Annotated in this window: 16 protein-coding genes; 10 read left to right on the top strand and 6 right to left on the bottom strand. The window is 34.2% G+C overall.

All coding sequences use genetic code 11. The features are described 5' to 3' along the window. The first annotated feature begins 124 nt into the window (after positions 1–124). Positions 125–1,384 carry an aminotransferase class I/II-fold pyridoxal phosphate-dependent enzyme gene (locus ICJ85_RS15195; protein ID WP_188224657.1) on the top strand — a complete coding sequence of 420 codons (1,260 nt, stop codon included), beginning with the start codon at positions 125–127 and terminating at the stop codon, positions 1,382–1,384. Positions 1,385–1,442: 58 nt separating this feature from the next. Here ICJ85_RS15195 and ICJ85_RS15190 read toward each other — a convergent pair whose 3' ends face one another. Both ICJ85_RS15190 and ICJ85_RS15185 read right to left on the bottom strand, forming a co-directional pair. After that, positions 1,443–2,561 carry a GNAT family N-acetyltransferase gene (locus ICJ85_RS15190; RefSeq protein WP_188224656.1) on the bottom strand — a complete coding sequence of 373 codons (1,119 nt, stop codon included), beginning with the start codon at positions 2,559–2,561 and terminating at the stop codon, positions 1,443–1,445. Positions 2,562–2,583: 22 nt separating this feature from the next. After that, on the bottom strand, positions 2,584–3,585 hold the full coding sequence (locus tag ICJ85_RS15185; protein ID WP_188224655.1) for a transporter: 1,002 nt from the start codon (positions 3,583–3,585) through the stop codon (positions 2,584–2,586). 155 nt (positions 3,586–3,740) lie between these two features. Between ICJ85_RS15185 and ICJ85_RS15180 the strand changes: the two genes are divergently transcribed. The 4 genes from ICJ85_RS15180 to ICJ85_RS15165 are packed head-to-tail and all read left to right on the top strand — an operon-like array spanning position 3,741 to position 9,222. Continuing rightward, positions 3,741–4,025: a DUF4834 family protein gene (locus ICJ85_RS15180; RefSeq protein ID WP_188224654.1), complete on the top strand. Its 285-nt coding sequence runs from the start codon at positions 3,741–3,743 to the stop codon at positions 4,023–4,025. A gap of 30 nt (positions 4,026–4,055) precedes the next feature. Next, positions 4,056–6,494 (top strand): YfhO family protein, encoded by a 2,439-nt coding sequence (locus ICJ85_RS15175; protein ID WP_188224653.1) that lies wholly within the window; start codon positions 4,056–4,058, stop codon positions 6,492–6,494. After that, on the top strand, positions 6,487–7,764 hold the full coding sequence (locus tag ICJ85_RS15170; RefSeq protein WP_188224652.1) for a glycosyltransferase family 4 protein: 1,278 nt from the start codon (positions 6,487–6,489) through the stop codon (positions 7,762–7,764). The genes ICJ85_RS15175 and ICJ85_RS15170 overlap by 8 nt, the downstream gene beginning before the upstream one ends. Next, complete coding sequence (locus ICJ85_RS15165; protein ID WP_188224651.1) at positions 7,765–9,222, top strand: lipopolysaccharide biosynthesis protein; 1,458 nt, start codon at positions 7,765–7,767, stop codon at positions 9,220–9,222. It abuts the gene before it with no gap. 78 nt (positions 9,223–9,300) lie between these two features. On the opposite strand, the gene ICJ85_RS15160 is transcribed toward ICJ85_RS15165, so the two are convergent. Next, positions 9,301–10,422 carry a hypothetical protein gene (locus tag ICJ85_RS15160; RefSeq protein ID WP_188224650.1) on the bottom strand — a complete coding sequence of 374 codons (1,122 nt, stop codon included), beginning with the start codon at positions 10,420–10,422 and terminating at the stop codon, positions 9,301–9,303. 209 nt (positions 10,423–10,631) lie between these two features. Here ICJ85_RS15160 and ICJ85_RS15155 point away from each other — a divergent pair, with 209 nt between their 5' ends. Both ICJ85_RS15155 and ICJ85_RS15150 read left to right on the top strand, forming a co-directional pair. Continuing rightward, complete coding sequence (locus ICJ85_RS15155) at positions 10,632–12,305, top strand: tetratricopeptide repeat-containing sensor histidine kinase (RefSeq protein ID WP_188224649.1); 1,674 nt, start codon at positions 10,632–10,634, stop codon at positions 12,303–12,305. A 2-nt stretch (positions 12,306–12,307) separates the two neighbouring features. Continuing rightward, on the top strand, positions 12,308–12,973 hold the full coding sequence (locus ICJ85_RS15150; RefSeq protein WP_188224648.1) for a response regulator transcription factor: 666 nt from the start codon (positions 12,308–12,310) through the stop codon (positions 12,971–12,973). Between the two features lie 199 nt (positions 12,974–13,172). On the opposite strand, the gene ICJ85_RS15145 is transcribed toward ICJ85_RS15150, so the two are convergent. After that, positions 13,173–14,861 carry a histidinol-phosphatase HisJ family protein gene (locus ICJ85_RS15145; protein WP_188224647.1) on the bottom strand — a complete coding sequence of 563 codons (1,689 nt, stop codon included), beginning with the start codon at positions 14,859–14,861 and terminating at the stop codon, positions 13,173–13,175. A 320-nt stretch (positions 14,862–15,181) separates the two neighbouring features. On the opposite strand from ICJ85_RS15145, the gene ICJ85_RS15140 reads away from it, so the two are divergent. Genes ICJ85_RS15140 through ICJ85_RS15130 form a run of 3 tightly spaced genes read left to right on the top strand, consistent with a single transcriptional unit; the run spans position 15,182 to position 18,047 of the window. After that, positions 15,182–16,255 carry a hypothetical protein gene (locus ICJ85_RS15140; RefSeq protein ID WP_206688054.1) on the top strand — a complete coding sequence of 358 codons (1,074 nt, stop codon included), beginning with the start codon at positions 15,182–15,184 and terminating at the stop codon, positions 16,253–16,255. After that, entirely contained in the window at positions 16,252–16,962 is a 711-nt protein-coding gene (locus ICJ85_RS15135) for an outer membrane beta-barrel protein (RefSeq protein ID WP_188224646.1), read from the top strand. The genes ICJ85_RS15140 and ICJ85_RS15135 overlap by 4 nt, the downstream gene beginning before the upstream one ends. Before the next feature lie 44 nt (positions 16,963–17,006). Next, positions 17,007–18,047: a DUF481 domain-containing protein gene (locus tag ICJ85_RS15130; RefSeq protein WP_188224645.1), complete on the top strand. Its 1,041-nt coding sequence runs from the start codon at positions 17,007–17,009 to the stop codon at positions 18,045–18,047. 14 nt (positions 18,048–18,061) lie between these two features. On the opposite strand, the gene ICJ85_RS15125 is transcribed toward ICJ85_RS15130, so the two are convergent. Both ICJ85_RS15125 and ICJ85_RS15120 read right to left on the bottom strand, forming a co-directional pair. Beyond that, the gene (locus tag ICJ85_RS15125) at positions 18,062–18,913 is read right to left on the bottom strand and encodes a hypothetical protein (protein WP_188224644.1); all 852 of its coding nucleotides are present in this window, start codon (positions 18,911–18,913) and stop codon (positions 18,062–18,064) included. A gap of 233 nt (positions 18,914–19,146) precedes the next feature. Next, the gene (locus ICJ85_RS15120) at positions 19,147–19,974 is read right to left on the bottom strand and encodes a universal stress protein (protein ID WP_188224643.1); all 828 of its coding nucleotides are present in this window, start codon (positions 19,972–19,974) and stop codon (positions 19,147–19,149) included. Between the last annotated feature and the right edge of the window lie 161 nt (positions 19,975–20,135).

Here is a 20,135-nt window from a genome sequence, read left to right as displayed (position 1 = left end):
CTAAGAACTATAAAGCTTTCTTTTAACAGGCTAAAACAAGGGAAAAGTCCCGTGTTTCCTAAATAAAAGCCACTTCAAGTTAATAGTTAAAGCTTAAATTTAATAGCAATAAGATTTATAATAAATGAAGGATTTATTTGAAAAAATTTATAAAGACAAAGGTCCGTTAGGAAAATGGGCATCTCAAGCTGAAGGCTATTTTGTATTCCCGAAATTAGAAGGTCAGATTTCTAACCGAATGAAGTTTCAAGGAAAAGAAGTGATTACCTGGAGTATAAACGATTACTTAGGTTTAGCTAATCACCCTGAAATTCGTAAAGTAGATGGAGAAGCTGGTGTAGAATATGGGTCGGCATATCCAATGGGGGCAAGAATGATGTCTGGTCATACAGACCTTCATGAGTTACTTCAAAAAGAGTTAGCAGAATTTGTAAATAAAGAAGCAGCATATTTATTAAACTTTGGTTACCAAGGGATGGTATCGACTATCGATGCATTGGTTTCTAAAGATGATATCATTGTTTACGATGTAGATGCGCATGCATGCATTATTGATGGTGTTCGTTTACACATGGGGAAACGTTTTACTTACAAGCACAATGATGTTGAAAGTTTAGAGAAAAACTTAGAGCGTGCTACTAAAATGGCAGAACAAACCGGAGGTGGAATTTTAGTGATTTCAGAAGGAGTATTTGGTATGCGTGGTGAGCAAGGTAAGTTAAAGGAAATTGCCGCTCTTAAAAAGAAATATAACTTCAGATTCTTAGTTGATGATGCGCACGGTTTCGGTACTTTAGGTAAAACCGGCGCTGGAGCAGGTGAAGAGCAAGGAGTTCAAGATGATATTGACGTGTACTTTGCAACGTTTGCTAAGTCTATGGCTGGTACTGGTGCGTTTATTGCAGCAGATCAGGAAATCATTGATTATTTAAAGTACAACTTACGTTCTCAAATGTTTGCTAAGTCATTACAAATGCAATTAGTTGTAGGGGCAAGAAAGCGTTTAGAAATGCTTAAAACTATGCCAGAGTTAAAAGACAAACTTTGGGAAAATGTAAATGCATTACAATCTGGTTTAAAAGAAAGAGGTTTCGATATCGGAACAACACAAAGTTGCGTAACACCAGTGTACTTAAAAGGAAGTATTCCTGAAGCGATGGCTTTAGTTAAGGATTTACGTGAGAACTATGGTATTTTCTGTTCTATAGTAGTGTATCCTGTAATTCCTAAAGGATTAATTTTATTACGATTAATACCTACAGCGACACATACATTAGAAGATGTTAGAGTTACTTTAGATGCTTTTGATGGTATTAGAGAGAGATTAGAAAACGGAACATATAAGCGTTTATCTGCAGGGGTAGTTGCAGCTATGGGTGAGTAGTCCGGTTATTAAATAATAAAAAAAAGCGCCGTTATTTTTAACGGCGCTTTTTTTATGCTTATAAATTTTTTCTGTAGGTTCGTCGCTTAGCATAAACCGTAGCATCGAAATGCTTCCATATTTGTTTTATAGCTATGTTATCGTCTAACTCTGGTGTTCTCACGCAGGTTTCAACGCCTTTTTCTTTAAATGTATCGTAGAATTCATTAAAAATTAAGGCATGAACGCCTTTGTTCTGATACTCTGGGTGAACACCAATCAAATAGAAAATAGCACTTTTACTATTCTTTTTGGCTCGTAAAATATGAGCGAACCCAAACGGGAATAATTTTCCTTTAGCTTTTTGTAAAGCCTCTGCAAATGAAGGAAGAACAACTGCAAACGCAACTAAATTATCATCTTTGTCTACTATAAATTTGATGTATTCAGGATTAACAAATCCGATAAATTTCTTTTTGAAATATTCTTTTTGAATATCGGTAACCGCAACAAACGACGATAGTTTAGCATAAGTGTCATTAAATAAATCAAACATGCGATCTACATAAGGCATAACTTCAGATGTTTTTGTGAAGTTCAAAGCTTTTAACTGGTAACGCCTCGTTACAATGTCGTTAAGTTTTACAAATACCTTAGGGTCAACATTACTAAATGAAAAACTACTTTCGGAATACGATTTTTCAATATTATAACCTAAAGCTTCATAATGTTTAATGTAGTATGAGTGGTTATACCAGGTTACCATAGTCGCTCTGGTTTCAAACCCGTCGTACATCACCCCAACTTTATCTAAATTTGAAAATCCAACAGGGCCCTCGGTGTAGTCTAAATTGTGTTTGCGACCAATTTCCTCTACTTTTTCTAATAGGGTTTTAGAGACCTCCAAATCGTCAATAAAATCAAACCAGCCAAAGCGCATTTTTTTTATGTTTTGTCCGTTAACTTCTAGCCAGTTTATCATAGCGGCTACACGACCAACAGCTTCATTGTTTTTGTAAGCCAGAAAAAGGGTAGCTTCGGCATCATGAAAAACTGGGTTTTCGTTAACATCGAAAGTCTTCATTTCTTCAGTTATAATAGGAGGTACCCAGTATTTGGAATCTTTGTATAGTTTGAAAGGAAACGTTACAAAGTTTTTTAAATCTTTTTTAGTTTTAACTTCTTTTAGTGTAATCATAAAGTGGTTTAAAACCGAAGTGTTAATTAAAGTCTACGGTTTCGCGTTTTTGTTTTGTTTTAATCAAGTCGGCATCACCCTTCTTGTTCTTGTTTCTTCGAGATCTGCGTTTGCCCTCATCTTCGGCTGATGTACCATTATCGATATCCTTATAAGGATCTTGATGAAAATCTAAACGGTACGACATGCCAAAATTAACCCCAAAAACAGACGGTGTATCTTTTGTATTTAGCGTTACGGCGGTATCCAACTGAAAGTTTTCACTCAATAAGTAAGCACCACCAAATCTAAATAGGTTATCGGCATAGAAATCACTTTTTATGCCTTGCGTCTCTGCAAAAATAACCCATTTTGGACTAAAGGAATGGGTTAAGGTTAAAATATATTGAAAGTCGGACTGGTCGGTTCCAATGCGGTCTTTAATAAAGTTCATGATAAATACAAAACCTCCGGCGAAATTATTTTGTGTTGCTATCATGACTTTAGGACTGAAGCCTTCGATACCTACATCGGTATACGGGTTCTTGTCGGTGTCATAATTAACGCCTGCATAGACCGAAACCGCAGGAATAAGAGAACTCCATTTAAAGCCATGGTTAGCTTTCCAACTGTATAAATTGGGTTTGTCGTCTGCATTTTTATATGGATCGTAAACCAAATATTTGGCACCAACGGTTAAGTATTTAAAGTTGGCGCGCTTGTCTTCAGAATCTATTGTCGACGTATATGTTTTGGTGTCACTTTGAAAGGTGCCTTCCAGATTTAACTCTAGTTGTTCCCATAACAAACCGTATCGTGCTGCAAAATCAACACCAAAACCTTCAACTTCGTAACTAGGTGCCGGTGTTCTTTTTTCGTTTATGAAATAAGGTCCAGCTTCAAATTGCACCACATTTGTTCCAACAGAAAAGGCACTTCTGGAGGCTCCTGGTCGGTTAGAATTTATAACATCGGTGTATTGAGCAAAGCCTTTGGCGGCGATTAAACTAAGTAAAATAAACAGAGTAGATTTGATTAGCTTCATAATAAAGTGTTTAATTTTCGCAGTATCAAAAGGATAAAACGAATGCTGTATTCATACCGCTTTAGGCATTCCAAATATAGAGATTTTATAGATTTTTTATCATTTTTGAACGTTTTTTAAGCATATAGAATTGTATTTTTGTTAAAAATAATTTTATGATACAGCAAGCATCGGTGAACGGATTGATACGAATGATTTTGATAATTATCCTTGTGTATTACGGGATAAAAATTATTTCCAGGCTATTAACACCGTTTCTTTTAAAATACGTTTCGAAAAAAGCTGAAGAACGATTTGGAGGGCAATTTGGTAATTTTCAACAACAAAGCCGTAAAGAACCATCTAAAAAGGAAGGTGAAGTTACCATAGATAAAATGCCTAATAGAAAATCTTCAAATAAAGAGGTTGGTGAATATGTGGATTACGAAGAAATTGACTAATTTTCGCACTCATTGATTTAAACCATTTTCATGCAATTTTCATTAAAAAAAGTACTTCCACATTTATTAGTTGTTATAGGGTTTGTTATTGTAGCATTAGCCTATTTTAACCCGGTATTAAAAGGAAAGAAAATTTTTCAAAGCGATATCATGCAGTATATAGGCATGAGTAAGCAACAAAATGATTTTAGGGAGGCCACGGGGAATGAAACGTACTGGACAGACAGTGCTTTTGCCGGGATGCCAACCTATCAGTTAGGGGCAAAATATCCTCATAATTATATTAAACAATTAGATTTAGCTTTACGTTTTATTCCGCGCCCTGCCGATTATTTATTTCTATATTTTTTAGGATTTTACATATTACTTCTTGTACTTAAAGTCGATTTTAAACTGGCCGCTTTGGGAGCTTTAGCGTTTGGCTTTTCCACCTATTTAATTATTATTCTTGGGGTTGGACATAACAGTAAGGCTCATGCTATTGCATATATGCCGTTGGTGTTAAGTGGTATTATTTTAACCTTTCAGCGAAAATATATAGGAGGTTTTTTACTAACCACTGTGGCTATGGGGTTGGAGTTAGTGTCAAATCATTTTCAAATGACGTATTACTTACTGTTTTTAGTCATTATTTTAGGAATCGCTTACTTGGTTGATGCTTATAAAAAGAAAACCTTACCAGACTTTTTTAAAGCCATTGCCGTACTAGTTGGCGCAGTTGTGTTATCAATAGCATTAAACGCTACAAATATTTTAGCAACACAGGAATATGTAAAGGAAAGTAAACGCGGAAAAAGTGAATTAACCATAAACCCTGATGGTTCACCTAAAGTAGCAACCACCGGATTAGACAAAGAATATATTACGCAGTTTAGCTATGGTATTGCCGAAACCTTCAATCTGTATATTCCCAGGTTTATGGGAGGAGGTAACGGGGAAGATGTCGGTAAAGATTCTGCAACCTATGATGCTTTTAGAAAACTTGGGGCAACAACAACTCAGGCAGCACAAGAAGCTAAACGTGCACCGATGTATTGGGGCGAGCAACCTATTGTTGAGGCGCCAGCTTATATTGGTGCTGTTGTATTGTTTTTATTTATTTTGGCTTTGTTTTTAGTCAAAGGCCGTTTAAAATGGTGGCTTGTTGGTGGAACGGTATTCTCATTATTGTTGTCTTATGGAAAGAATTTAGGGTTTCTAACGGATTTCTTTATCGATTATGTACCGTTATACAATAAGTTTAGAGCGGTTACTTCTATCCAGGTAATATTAGAACTATGTGTTCCGGTTTTGGCTGTTTTTGGATTGGTAAAGTTATTTAAAGATGAACATACTAAAGAAGAAAAGCTAAAGGCTTTAATGTATACGGCAGGAATTACTGTTGGTTTAGCCTTAATTTTCTTGGTATTCAAATCTACATTATTCGATTTTGTTGGTGTAAATGATGGTTTTTACCGTCAGAATTACGGACAAGATTTTGTTGATGCTTTAAAAGCTGATAGAAAAACCTTGTTTACTAATGACACCATTAGAACCTTAATTTTGGTATTGTTATCGGCTGGAGCCGTATATATGTTCTTAAAAGAAAAAATAAAGCAGCAATCTGTAATCATTGTTTTTTCGGCATTGATTTTATTTGATTTAGTTGGCGTAGACAGACGTTATGTAAACAATGATGATTTCGTATCTGCGAGAGAAGTTGATAAGCCGTTTACAGCTAATGCTATTGATAAGGAAATTTTAAAAAATGAAGGACATTTCAGGGTTTACGATTTAGTATCAGGTCCATCGAAGCCCTCGTATTTTCATAATTCCTTAACCGGATATAATGCCGCCGAGTTACGCCGATATAATGATGTGTTTGAGTTTTATGTTGCGAAAAACAACATGAATGTATTGAACTTATTGAATACAAAATACATTATTGCTCAAGATAAAGAGGGGCAGATGTTTCCGTATGTAAACGACGAAGCTAACGGTAATGCCTGGTTTATAGAAAGCTTTAAAACCGTTGATAATCCTAATGACGAAATTCTTGCTTTAGATAAACTGGATAATAAAAAACAAGCTGTTTTAAATACGGTTGATTTCGGAAATACATTTAAATCTGAAATTCCAAGCTACACAGTAGATTCTACTGCAACAATCACTTTAGTTCAACACCAACCGAATTATTTAAAATATCAGTCAGACAATAATCACGATGGTTTTGCAGTGTTTTCAGAGATCTATTATGGAAACGGATGGAAAACGTTTATTGATGGGGAAGAGGTGTCTCATATTCGCGTAGATTACACGTTACGTGGTATGGAAATTCCTAAAGGAAAACACTCGATTGAGTTTAAGTTCGACCCGGATGTGGTGAAAACCGGAAGTACTATTACTTTAGCAGGTTCATTACTTTTTGCCTTGCTATTGATTGGAGGATTGTTTTACGAGTTTAAAAAGAAACAGGAAATTAGTGCCTAAAAAAGTACTCATAATAAGCTATTACTGGCCTCCGGCGGGTGGTCCAGGAGTTCAACGTTGGTTAAAGTTTGTGAAATACTTACCTGAGTTTGATATTGAGCCTATAGTTTATGTTCCTGAAAATTCCAATTATCCACTTCTTGATGAAAGTTTATTAAACGAAGTTCCTAATAATGTAACCATCCTGAAACAACCAATTAAAGAACCTTATAAGTTAGCAGGATTGTTTTCGAAAAAGTCTTCGAAAGCCATTAGTAAAGGCATTATTCCTGAACAAAGAAAGCAAAGTTTTGTAGAAAAACTGATGCTGTTTGTACGCGGGAATTTTTTTATTCCTGATGCCAGAACGGGTTGGGTAAAACCTTCGGTTAAGTTTCTTTCGGAATATATTGCAAAAGAAGGTATCAAGACTATCATAACAACAGGTCCTCCTCACAGTATGCACCTAATTGGTTTGCAGTTAAAAGCTAAGTTGGGTGTAAAATGGTTGGCTGATTTTAGAGACCCATGGACAACAATCGGGTATCATAAACAACTAAAGTTAATGTCGTCTTCAGCTAAGAAGCATAAACATCTAGAGCGCGAAGTTTTAAATTCTGCCGATGACGTTATTGTAACGAGTTTTACAACGAAAACAGAGTTTGAAGCTATTACAAGTAAGCCTATTCATGTGATCACGAATGGTTATGATTACGAGGCGCAGCAAGAGTTTACCATGGATTCTAAGTTTTCTTTAGCGCATATAGGTTCGCTATTATCGAAACGTAATCCGGAAGTATTGTGGCGAGTGTTACGCGATTTACGAAATACGAGTGATAGCTTTGCTCGAGATTTTCAGCTGAATTTAATAGGAGCTGTAAGTGAAGATGTGCTGCGAAGCATGTACAAATACGGATTGGATAATTGTATCAAAAATATTGGTTATGTGTCGCACAGCAAGGCAGTAAAATATCAGAAGCAATCACAGTTATTACTATTAATTGAAATAGATTCAGAAGAGACAAAGTGTATTATTCCCGGAAAGCTTTTCGAGTATATGGTTTCCAATCGCCCTATTATTGCTTTAGGGCCTAAAGATGCCGATGTCGAGAAAATTATAAAAGAAACCAATACAGGCAACTACTTTTATTATAACAATTACAATTCATTAAAATCAGTTATTTTAGAGCATTATCAGGCTTTTAAAAATAACGAATTACAAGTGTATGCCATTGGGCTGCAAAAGTATAGTCGGAAGGCTTTAACCAAATCTTTATCTAAATTGATTTAAATGGGTATTGTTGCTTCACAATCTGTAAAAAACATTGTTTCCACCTACTTGGGTTTTTTTATAGGGGCTATTAATACCTTATTTCTGTATACTAAGTTTATGAGCGACGAATACTACGGTATGGTCGGTTATATGTTATCACTGGCTTATGTCATTATGCCTGTCATGGCTTTTGGGGTGCATAATACGATTGTAAAGTTTTATTCGTCTTTTAAGACAAGAGTATCTCTTAATAGCTTTTTAACTTTAATGCTTTTTTTACCTATAACAGTTATCATACCCTTAACTGTTTTAGGCATATTTAGTTATGATACCATTTCTGGTTTTTTATCTCAGGAGAATAGTATTATTAAAAATTACCTTTGGCATACGTTTATTATTGCTGTTGCATTAGCATATTTCGAAGTGTTTTTTGCATGGGCAAAAGTACAGATGCAAACCGTGTTCGGTAATTTTATGAAAGAAGTGTTTCACAGAGTAGGAGCCATGGTACTTTTATTTTTGCTACATTTTGAAGTGATAGATATTGAGCAGTTTATGCAAGGTATTGTTCTCGTTTACATTTTGCGTATGCTTGTTATGAAGATTTATGCATTTACTATTAAATGGCCTGTGTTAACCTTTAGGAAGGTGAATAATTTAAGTAATATTTTAAAGTATTCTTTTCTTATTATTATAGCAGGATCTATTGCAACTGTATTGTTGGATGTTGATAAGGTGATGTTAGGGCAATACATTCCTATTGAAGAGATTGCCTATTATAACGTAGCGATTTTTATAGCGGCAGTTATTGCTGTACCACAGCGCTCTATGCATCAAATTTTGTTGCCGCTTTCAGCGAAATACATTAATGAAAAAGATATCAAATCGCTCGACGATTTATCTAAGCGTAGCTCTTTAACCTTATTTGTAGTGAGCGGATTAATATTTTTACTGATAGTTTTAAATATAAAGCAGTTGTATCATATCATTCCAGAGGAGTTTAGCGATGCTTTGTTTGTTGTCATTATTATTAGTTTAGCTAAATTGTATGATGCCCTTTTAGGAAGCAATAATGCCATTTTATTTAATAGTGATTATTACAGAATGGTACTTGTTCTTGGTGTTATTCTGGTAGTTTTGATGGTGTTACTGAATGTTATTTTTATTCCGTTATTAGGGATTAATGGAGCTGCTTTAGCAACGTTTTTAGCCATGTTTTTATACAATACCATTAAATTATTATTTGTTTATAAGAAGTTCAGGATATTACCTTTTACAGCTAATACTTTAAAAACCGGATTGGTAATAGTATCGGGAGTGCTTTTATTTTATTTCTGGGATTTTAATTTTCACCCTATTGTAAATATTGGTTTAAAATCTACACTAATTGGAGTGGGGTATATATATGTAATTCATAAGTTTAAACTATCGGAGAACATTTCGTCGCTTCTGGATCGATTTATTAAACTGAAGTAATACAAAAAAGAAACCCCCTCGAAGTTGCTTTAGGGCGAACATATCGAAGGGATTTCTAAACTAACCAACCAAAAATTTTTAAGATCGTCTGTTATGAGAATTAGTCGATCTGTTATTATTTCTATTACTACTACCTCTCGTGTTTGAAGCCATCGGCTTATTTCTAGAACCTTTGTAAACGTTAGCATTTCGATTATGTGTTGTTTTCGATTTACTAACTGTTCTATTTACTACTTGAGACGGTTTTCTAGTATTTGTTTTACTTTTGTTATATATACGAGTATTATTCCTGTTTGGTTTTTCAGCTACTCGATTTTGCTTGAAATTTCTAGAAGTGTTATTTCTAACAGCCTGGTTACCTCTGGAAACATTATTATTGCGATTTCCTTCCGGACGATAAGTCCTATTAGAGCTTCTATTTACTGTTTTGTTACTATAATTTCTCTTATCTGCAATATAACGATTTGAGCCGGCATTTCTGTTAACATGTGTTACATTTTTAGGGCTTCTATTTACAGTTGCATAACTTCTGTTACGTTTAATAGTGTTTCCATGTCTGTTGGCAACAGCAGTTCTTGGTCTATAATTATTGTAGTACGGTCTATGGTATTTGTAACGTACAGGCTTATAATATTGTCTGTAAGGTCTGTTGTAGACTACACAGTAATTACGAGCCGGAACACTGTAATAACGGTGCCAAGGTCTGTAAACATAGCGTCTGTTATACACATTAATATACCCGGTACAGTGTGAAAACACATTGTATCTGTTATAATGTACATATAATCCTCCAACTCGAGTTACGTAACCATAATTGTTGTAATTAATATTTACGTGACCTACTTGGGAAACACGACCAAAGTAATCGTAATAAATAGGCGTGTTTTCAATTTGTATAATAGCTCCAAATTCGTCGTATTGCACGTAGGCATTATAATCGTAACCAGAGTTAAAACTGATATTAAAATTTGGAGAACCAACAGAAACATTTAATTGCGAATTGTTACCAAGTATATTGAAGTCGAATTGTCCATCTCTAAATACTGAAAACTCAATACCGTTTTCAACAAATATGAAAGAATTACCATAACCTCTGTTATACATAGTTGTTTCTACTTGTTCTGTATTGGTGGTTGTGGTTGCATGCATGGTAAACCCCGTAAGAGCTAAACCTGCTAATAAGAATATAAACTTTTTCATAATTGCTCGTTTTTTATGTTACGATTAAAGAAGTACAAACAGCGTGCCAAAAACGAAAAGAGTAGTTGTGGTTTAGGTTTAATGTGTTTGTTATTAAGTGTTTAAGATGCTTAAATAAATATTTTTGCTGTTATGAATTAATTTGTTTTTATGATTAATTATAAGGTAAAACTTTAGGGAAGTCAGAGAATACTCTTTATTTTTGACTAATGATTCACAATAAGGTTTTACTTCTTTTTTTTATTGGGCTTATGTGCTTTTGGAGTTCTGAATTTGCTGCACAACAAAAGCAAGATAGCACCCAAATTTATTATAAGGCTATAAAAGATTTTAAGGATATCAATCTGTCTACAAAAGCTTTCGATTATTTTCAGCGTAAAGTAGACAAAGCATTAGAAGATAATAAGTCTGAAGCTGCAGCTTATTATTTGGAATTGATTGCTTTTGGTCAATACAGAATGGGGTTTTATGATCAAAGTGAGCAGTATACCATTCAGGCTTTGAAAATATTAGATAGCGTTGAGCAGCAATCTAAAACAAAAGTGGCACGCGAGCGCTTGTATAATCAATTAGGAATAATCTACAGAAACCTTAGAGATTATAATAATTCCAACAACTATTTTAAAAAGGCTTTGACGCTCAATGAAAATCCCGATAATATTATTGCCACTGTAACAAATATCGCTAATAATTATGCAGATCAAGACGATTATAAAAAGGCGGTTGAGGTTCTGAATCCGTTATATAAAAAGGCTTTAGCAATACAAGATATTGGTATTAAAGTCGTTTTTATTGACAATTTGGGATACTATAAAACTAAAACAGGCGATGATAACGGTCTGGAACTTATGAAAATGGCATTAGCGATGAGAAGACAAAGCCAAATGTTAACAGGACTGTTCTCCAGCTACAGGCACATGTCGTTATTTTATTTAAATCAGGATAAAAGATTAAAAGCGAAACCATTTATAGATACTTTACAAATTATTGGAAAAAGAATAGGTACACCAAGTTATGAGTCAGAGGCTTTAAAACTGAAATTAAGTTTAGAGAATCATCCGGATTTAAATAACTATATAGATTTAAACGAACAAATAGAAAATGAGCGTTTGGCTAGAGAAAATAAGTTTGCAGCTATAAAATACAATGTTGCCCAAAAGGAGAGGCAGTTAATAGCAAAAGAGCAAGAATTAAAAATAACAGAACTCGAAAAGGAGAAAGAAAAGAATTTAAAATTATTCTATCTGGCACTAGGGTTTCTCATCTTATTTATTTCTGGATTTTTTATGATGATTCTTAAAATAAGATACAAAAAGGATAAAGTTAAGCAGGTATATTTAACGGAAGCTCGTATCTCTAAAAAAGTGCATGACGAGGTAGCGAATGATGTATATCAGGTCATGTCGAGACTTCAAACCACTCCGAAAGTTAATGATGATATTCTTGATGATTTAGAATCGATATACTTTAAAACGAGAGATATTTCTAAAGAAAACAGTACCATCGATCTTAATGAAAACTACCTAAGTATTTTAAAAGATTTGTTGTTAGGCTACAGAACAGCTTCGGTAAATATCATCACAAAAGGAATTAACCAAGTGCCATGGGAACAGATTGATGATATAAAAAAAATAACCCTGTATCGCGTATTGCAAGAACTGATGGTAAATATGAAAAAGCACAGTGGTGCTTCCAATGTGGTATTGAGCTTTAAATTTGAAAATAACAAAATTCAAATTGCTTATACCGATAATGGACAAGGATGTGAACTTTTAAAAGGCACCGGAATTCAGAATATGGAAAACCGTATAAAATCTATAAACGGAACGATTATTTTTGAATCTGAATCGGGTAGAGGATTCAAATCAAAAATATCAGTATAATTATGTTTAAAAAGGTTTTAATAGTCGACGATCATGATGTGGTAAGCGATGGGGTAATATCGGTACTCAATCAACATAATATAACAAATGTGGTGCAGGCACAATATTGTGATGAAGCCCATTTAAAAGTAAAACGCGCAGCTTTAGATGCAGAACCATTTGATTTATTAATAACCGACTTATCCTTTAAAAAAGACTACCAGAGCGCTACTTTAGAATCGGGTGAAGATTTGGCTGCTGTTCTTAAAGCTGAGTTTCCCGAATTGCAAATTATAGTATATTCTATGGAAGACCGCTTACAGAAGGTTAGAACTCTCATTACTACTCATGGTGTTAATGGGTATGTTTGTAAAAGCAGGAAGGGGGCTTCAGAATTGTCTCAAGCTATACAACACATAGCAAATCAGCAAGTATTTCTATCGCCTCAAGTTGAAAATGCTTTAAACCAAAAAAATGATTTAGAAATAGATGATTACGATATTGAATTAGTGAAACAATTATCACTTGGTTTCTCCCAAAATGAGATTAGTTTTGTTTTTAAAGCCAAGGGGATGTCTCCTAGTAGTTTAAGTTCTATAGAAAAACGCATTAACAAGCTTAAAGATGTATTTAAAGCCAATAATACCATTCACTTAGTGGCTATCCTTAAAGACTTGGGGCTTGTATAAAATTAATGGGTTACGGTTTTCCATAAAATAGAATGGGAGTAAAATTATAGATTTGTAAAGCTATTAATCCTTTACCATAGGGAGACATTGGGCACGACTTTTTATAAGCGTGCTTTTTGTTTTTTAGCTAATAACTAACCATAAAAAAAACACCTTAACATAAAAATGCTAAGGTGTTTTTTGTATCGGTTAAAAAGAACTACATACTGTGAAACTCAATCAAATTCGCTTCGTAGTATTGGTCTCCTAATTTGTTTAATAAGTTATTAATAGTATGGCTATCACCATCAATAGCTAAAGCAGAATAACCTACATTATTTAGTTTACCTAATCTTAAATCGATAATATTAATGTTTTTAGAAGCTAAAGCTGAAAGTAAAATTAGCAACACTCCTGGCGCATTGTGGTGTTTGGTAACAATAACCTTTTCGCTTAGAGCTAAGTTTAAGCGTACCCCGTCCATTTCTAATAAATAAACGCCTTCACGGTGGTAGTTAGGTAACTCCGCGTCTTCTTTATATGTTAAATTAGTAAAAGTTCCGGCATCGGTTCCATTAATGAAATCAATAGCACTTTTAATATTTTCGTTATCGCCATTTATAGAAAGGAAAGCCTCAGCTGTACCATCGTTATTAGATTTTAAACGTGCAGTTTCCACGTTAATACCTTCAGATGCTAAGGTGTTAAATAAAGATGAAATAACCCCTGGTTTATCTAAATGTTTAGAGAACAACCCATTTACTTTTTGTTTTGGTCTTTCAGGAATTTCGTTTGTTACGGTTATAGATTTGCCGGTTTTACGAATGCGAATAGCGTTGTATTCCCCCATGCTTGTCGAACCGTTGTAAAGGTCAACAAACTCTGAAAAAGAGCCTCCAAATGAGAAGTCAGGAATAATACGTCGTTGCTCAGTATCTAAGCGTTGGTTTAATAATTCAATCCCTTTATTTAAAACGGTATATTTTACTTTTAGTTCGTGGTCGTCGTAAATGGTACGGTTTTCAGGAATAAGCTTAGAGTAACTTACATAGCTTTCGTATCCGGCTTCCTGAATATATTCTAAACTTTCTTTAAAGTTAAGCCCGTAGTAACGCACGTGGTGTGTGTCGGTACCCACACAAACAGGGATTTGTAATTCCTTAGCACGTCTTAAAATGCTTTGAACCGGGTAAACGCCAACACCTTTAAACTTCCCAGCCATATTTACATCAAGTGCAAGATTACGATCTGCAATAAGTTCTAAAAGCGTTCTGAATTTATTTGCAAGTGGGTGTGCACTTGTCTCGAAGTTGATTAAAGCTTCCGGCATATCGACGTTTAATTTCGGTAAATCAATATGACCGATAATCTGAATCATGTCACCGAACGATTCAATCATTTGAATCATTTCATTAAAATAGCCATCCCAATATGCTTCTAAACTTCCGCGAAGTTTTAATAACTCCATAGCTTCTTCTTTAGAACCATCATAAGGTAAACCTTCAGGGGCAAAGTGTACCGAACCAATAACGTAATCGGCATCCTCGGCCTGGAAAATTTTAGAACGACTCCATTGTAAACCCAATTCAGGCCCCATCCATTCTAATTCCACCCCGTATTTAATATTGATTTGTCCTTCATATTTTTTACGAAGGTTAGCAATACGCTTTGGGTAGTTTAAATACGAACGGTTCCCGCGAATAAATTTTACATTGGTTTCGCGTTCGGCTGTATAGCGAAAACTTGTTAGTCGAGGGGAGTGAATAATGAAGGTAATGCTTGGGTGATTAGCCTCGATGGCTTTGTCGATAATATCTTCTAGTTTATCAATTCCGTGCTTCACATGGTCTTGTTCTGTACCAGCGTGAATTCCATGTGTTTCCCAAATAAACTCGTTAAGTTTTCTCATAAACCGAAATGCTTTAAAAATGCGTTTAAAGGAGCAAATTTAGTTATTGAAATCAAATAATAAGCTATAACTAATAGCTTTTCAATTTTTTTCAATAAGTATTCTTATTCTCTTTTAAAAATGGTCTAAAATAAAAGGCTTATTAAGAATTTAATAACTTATTAGTCTAATACAGGTCTTGTTAAACTTTCTAAAGTTTTGAGGTATTTAATGGAGGTCTTTAATTAGTAATTTATTGATTAAAATCAAGTTATCCCATTTTTTATATTAGGTTTTGTCTTTTTTTTCTTAGATTTAATATGAGAAAAAATGGATTGCTTATGGCATATAAATTACGCTTCAATTTAATTTTTAAAACTTTTAGGGCGCTTACTGTAATTATTATTACTATCATGTGTTCTTTTTCAAGTTTTGCTCAGTACACTTCTAAAGAGTTAAATCCATTTCATAAAGCCTATCACGATAGTTTACAAGCTAGAGAATATCCGTATACGTTTCCTATTTTAGCCAAACAAGCCTATAAAAAGGGGTTTGATGTGCCTTTTACTTATGGAGTAAGTACGGCTTACTATACCCAGGTTCAGGATGTAAATATTAAACGCACCTTAATAGGTTTAAACGATTTAGATCCTGTAGATTTAAGTGGTTTTATAAAGTTTGGAACGGTAGAAGCAAGAACAGAGGCTTATACGCTTAGGCCCGACATGTGGGTGTTACCATTTTTAAATGTTTACGGAATATTTGGTGTAGGTTCCACTAGTACAACTGTTCCTTTAGTAAGACCGGTTGATTTTTCTACCACACAGCATTTTAATGTTACCAGTGCCGGTTTTGGGTTTACGGTAGCAGGCGGCTTTGGTCCTTTGTTTTTTGTGGTTGATAATAACTTTAATTTTGGAAATGTAGAGGCATTGGTGGAGCCGGTGCCTGCTCATAATTTAGATATTCGGTTAGGACATAATTTCGTTAATCCGAAGCGTGCGGATCGCGGACTTGCTGTATGGTTTGGTGCTTTTCGCCAAAACATTAACGGAGATACCAATGGAAGTATAGCAATTAAAGACTTGTTTCCCAACGGAACTGATGGACTTCAGGAGGGCTTCATAGATCGATTACATGAATGGGCCGACGGACTGCCACCAGGTCAAAAACTTGTAGCCAATCAAATAATCAATAAAATAGACGATCATTTAAGTGGAGTAGATGTCGGGGATGCCCAAATCACATATACATTGGATAAGGAATTGGCGAAGCCTTGGAATTTGATTTTCGGAGCACAGTATCAGCATAATAAACATTGGCAAATTAGAACTGAGTTAGGAACTTTTGGAAAGCGGACCTCGTTTTTAATTATGGTGAATTATAGATTTGAAAGTTTATTCAAGAAGAAATGATAAAGAAATACACGACATCCTTTTTAGTAGCTTTCATATTTTTGATAAGTTATAATGCACAATCGCAAATCTTGTTGGGGTTGATTTTTGGCGATGATTTAAACTCTGAAAAGTTAATTTTTGGAATTCACATGAATTATTCCTGGAACGATATTTCAAACCTTCCTGAATCGGGGAGTTTAAATGCATTTAACCTAGGCTTAAACTTTAATTATAAGATAAGTGATAAGTTTAGAGCGCAAACCGAAATGCTTGCTAAATATACTCGTGGGGCAGGTGATATCCCTGTATATTCATTAGGAGATGACCATTTAGATGCTTTGTATGCGGAAGGAAAGGTGTCCAGAGAAATAAAATATTTAAGTATCCCTATGGCGATTCAGTATTTAACGGCGATAGGTGTTTATGCAGAAGCAGGGCCTCATGTATCGATGAGAATCAAAGCTAATGATGTTTTTGAAGCTGATACGCCTGAAGGGGGTTTAGAGTTGAAACGCAATATTAAGGATATCGTAAACCTTTGGGATTTTGGGTGGATAGTTGGTATAGGGTATTATATAGCACCTTTAAAAACAACTTCGGTAGGGGTGCGTTATTATGGCGGTTTTAGTGATGTAATAGATGGTTCAGGAAGACAAAACCATCAGCAATGGGCTGTTTATGCCAATATCCCATTAGGAAGAAAGGGAAAAGGCACCGAAGATTAGTTTTTGAGAAATAATTACAAAATAATAAAAATAAACACAAGATTATGAGAAGCAGTAGTCTGGAACGTTTTAATTTAAAAGGATTAGTTTTTTTAGTTTTTGTACTTGTAGGATATAGTGTTATGGCCCAAAATGATACACTGGTACTAAAAAACAATAACCGTATTGTAGGGGAAATAAAGAGCATGCAAAACGGTGTTTTGGCAGTTGAAACCGATTATAGTGATTCCGATTTTAAAATCACATGGATAGAAGTAGCCGAAGTTAGTGGAAATCAGGTGTTTTTAGTGACCTTGAAAAATGGAGAACGTTATAATACGTCCCTTAGTTCAGCATCAGCAAAAGGTAAGGTTAAGTTAACTAATGTCGGCAATGGAAGAGAGGTAAGTATTCAGGATATAGTCTTTATAAAATCGGTGAAATCCAGTTTTTTATCGCGGTTAGATGCTTCTGTTTCTGTTGGGTTTAATTTAACTAAGAGTAATAATTTAAGACAGTTGAATGTTAGGAGTTCAATGGGTTATACGGCTAATTACTGGCAACTTTTAGGTAATTATAATTCAGTTAGAAGTAAGCAAGATGGGAGTAATGAAATTCATAGAACCGATGCAAACATTAAGTTTACCTACTTTTTAAAGAATGATATGTTAGCTATTTTTAATTCTGAATTTTTGGCTAACGATGAGCAAAAGATTGACTATCGTTTTACCAATCGTGTAGGTTTCGGTAACTATTTTATTCATACCAATTATTTATATTTTGGAGCCGTTGCAGGTCTAGCATTAAATAATGAGCGATTCTCAGACGATGTGGGTACAAACCGAAACAGTTTGGAGGCGTTCGGTTCTTTAGAACTTAATTTATTTGATGTAAAAGATTTCGATTTATTGACCAATATAATAGCTTATCCGAGTATTACCGAGAAGAATCGTTTGAGGGTAGATTATACACTGGATTTAAAATATGATTTACCGTTAGATTTCTTTATAAAATTTGGGGTAACCTATAACTTCGATAATCAGCCAGTACAAGATGCTTCAAAAGACGATTATGTTTTGCAAGCAACTTTTGGTTGGGAACTGTAAAATAAATAGCAGGGTTATTTAAAAGCATACATGGCTGTAATGGTTGGTCCGTTGTACCCCCATTTTAAAAAACCGTTTAGCCTTTCTTTCTCAATATCTACTCTAAAATTAAGCCCGGTATAACCTAGGTTTAAATTAAGGTTAGGAATTACATTATAAGACAGAGAGGCATTATAACTTAGTATGCGACCTTTAATGTTATTTATTTTAAGAGAGAGGTAATTGAGGTTACTATAAATAGCCAGTTTTTTACTAATTAAAAATTTGTTCCAAAGTCCTAAATCCGGTAGAGGTGCTGTAAAATCCAGATTATCACTTATTTCTCCCGATCCTATATTGGTTTCAGCTCTTAGTCCAATATCACCAAATAACACATGGGTTCCTATTAAAGCGCCAATCTGGTATTTTGGTTTGTTTATAATGGCGTAACCATAAGAAAATCGTAAGATTTGAGTGTCGAAAAATGCTTCTAATTCGGCATCGGCATGATAAGTGTTTTCTCCAAAAACAATGTCTTTATCTATGGTATAGCGTGTGGAACGACTTAAGTAAAAATAATTAAGATCAAAGCGAGAACGCTTAGAAGCCTGCCAGGAAAAAGTGCTGAAAAAGGAGGTTGTATATTTAGAGAATCCCAAATTATCTTCAAGGTCTAAAAGTGTTCCTTTTCCAGTAGAATTGCTTCCCACTCGAACCTGAGTATTATTTAAAGGAAAGAAGGCTCCAAAATGCAATTCAAATTTATGAGTATACCAACTGGGCAGCTTATTTTTCTGAGTAACTGAAATATTAGAAATGGAGTCCTGTGCGTTTAAAAAGAAGAAACCGAAGAAAAAAATGGTGACTAATACGTATTGTTTTTTCATTATAAACTTGAATTATAGGTAACAGGATAGTGTTCAGTAACTAGGTAACATAAATGTACGAAATAGTTTAATTTCAAATAAAGAAATTAAAGATAATAATACAATCAAAAATAAGTTAGATATTTTATGGGATAAATAAAAAAAGCATAAAGCAAACATAAATAGGGGTTGATGGTTTGCTTTATGCTGTTCAAGAGTGACCTCGAAAATATGTATTATGCTATTAATTATATTTATTTAGGAATAACCAGAAACGGAACGGTGGGGTGGAACCCGATGCGTTTTATTACTGGTTCTTTAATAATGTCCTCAATAAAACTGTGTTTATAGTTTACCATGGTTAAGGCTTCTATGTTAAGCTCTTCAATAAAATCGTTAATCTCTGAAGCTTTATTGGCATAGTTAGGCATCCAGTGGAAGCTATGGTCGTAATCTGCTAAAAGTGTTTTTAAGTGTTCTAAATTCTCTTCCTGACTGGCTGTAAGCTTTTCTTCAACATTTATATGTACTACTCTAATTTTAGAGTTGAATAAATCGGCTAACTGTTTAATAGGCGCTAATTCGGTTTCACTATAAGCTCTAAGAAAACCTGTAGGGAACGCTACTTGTTTCGGAACTTTAAAATCGTAATCTTCAGGAATAACCAATACAGGACAATCATGAATATGATTTACCACTTGAACAGTGTTGCTACCAAAGAAAAACTCTTTAGCACCAGAGGCTCCTTTAGTCCCCATAATAATAAGATCGATGTTTTTTTCCTTCACAATTTTACGCATAGAAACAACAATATCTTCCGTGCCTTGCAAGTAGTGAAATTCATGATTCGCATTGTGGTCGCATGTTTCAACCAGCTTTTTTAAAGCCTCTAATTCCTTTTTACTGTTATCTTTCATGGTGTCTTTTAATTTGCTTGAAAGAACACCGTAAGACGCTGTTTGAATGGTTACTGTATTTAAAATATAAAATGTACTAGGCTCATCGGCATATAGCTTAAGAGCGTAAACAACTGCGTTCCAAGCATTGTCTGAAAAGTCTGTGGGTAATAGTATATTTTTCATGAGTAATTAGTTTTAAATATGTAGTAAAGTTAGAGAATGAAATTTTTTAAAATTATGACAAATGTCATTCATATTATTAAGATAATTCTAATTTCTCAAATTTTCAACATGAAAATTGTTAAATTCATTGAAATTCAGGCTTTTTATTGTTTTGGTGTTTT

Source organism: Aestuariibaculum marinum, from assembly GCF_014596975.1.
GTDB lineage: Bacteria > Bacteroidota > Bacteroidia > Flavobacteriales > Flavobacteriaceae > Aestuariibaculum > Aestuariibaculum marinum.
This window is presented reverse-complemented; position numbering and strand designations above follow the sequence as displayed.

Bases quoted from the DNA above. Each gene is read 5' to 3' on its own strand.
- ICJ85_RS15150 (WP_188224648.1), top strand. From the start codon at position 12,308: ATGTTTAAAAAGGTTTTAATAGTCGACGATCATGATGTGGTAAGCGAT.
- ICJ85_RS15160 (WP_188224650.1), bottom strand. From the start codon at position 10,422: ATGAAAAAGTTTATATTCTTATTAGCAGGTTTAGCTCTTACGGGGTTT.
- ICJ85_RS15120 (WP_188224643.1), bottom strand. From the start codon at position 19,974: ATGAAAAATATACTATTACCCACAGACTTTTCAGACAATGCTTGGAAC.
- ICJ85_RS15185 (WP_188224655.1), bottom strand. From the start codon at position 3,585: ATGAAGCTAATCAAATCTACTCTGTTTATTTTACTTAGTTTAATCGCC.
- ICJ85_RS15180 (WP_188224654.1), top strand. From the start codon at position 3,741: ATGATACAGCAAGCATCGGTGAACGGATTGATACGAATGATTTTGATA.
- ICJ85_RS15125 (WP_188224644.1), bottom strand. From the start codon at position 18,913: ATGAAAAAACAATACGTATTAGTCACCATTTTTTTCTTCGGTTTCTTC.
- ICJ85_RS15145 (WP_188224647.1), bottom strand. From the start codon at position 14,861: ATGAGAAAACTTAACGAGTTTATTTGGGAAACACATGGAATTCACGCT.
- ICJ85_RS15135 (WP_188224646.1), top strand. From the start codon at position 16,252: ATGATAAAGAAATACACGACATCCTTTTTAGTAGCTTTCATATTTTTG.
- ICJ85_RS15140 (WP_206688054.1), top strand. From the start codon at position 15,182: ATGGCATATAAATTACGCTTCAATTTAATTTTTAAAACTTTTAGGGCG.
- ICJ85_RS15195 (WP_188224657.1), top strand. From the start codon at position 125: ATGAAGGATTTATTTGAAAAAATTTATAAAGACAAAGGTCCGTTAGGA.
- ICJ85_RS15165 (WP_188224651.1), top strand. From the start codon at position 7,765: ATGGGTATTGTTGCTTCACAATCTGTAAAAAACATTGTTTCCACCTAC.
- ICJ85_RS15190 (WP_188224656.1), bottom strand. From the start codon at position 2,561: ATGATTACACTAAAAGAAGTTAAAACTAAAAAAGATTTAAAAAACTTT.
- ICJ85_RS15155 (WP_188224649.1), top strand. From the start codon at position 10,632: ATGATTCACAATAAGGTTTTACTTCTTTTTTTTATTGGGCTTATGTGC.
- ICJ85_RS15175 (WP_188224653.1), top strand. From the start codon at position 4,056: ATGCAATTTTCATTAAAAAAAGTACTTCCACATTTATTAGTTGTTATA.
- ICJ85_RS15130 (WP_188224645.1), top strand. From the start codon at position 17,007: ATGAGAAGCAGTAGTCTGGAACGTTTTAATTTAAAAGGATTAGTTTTT.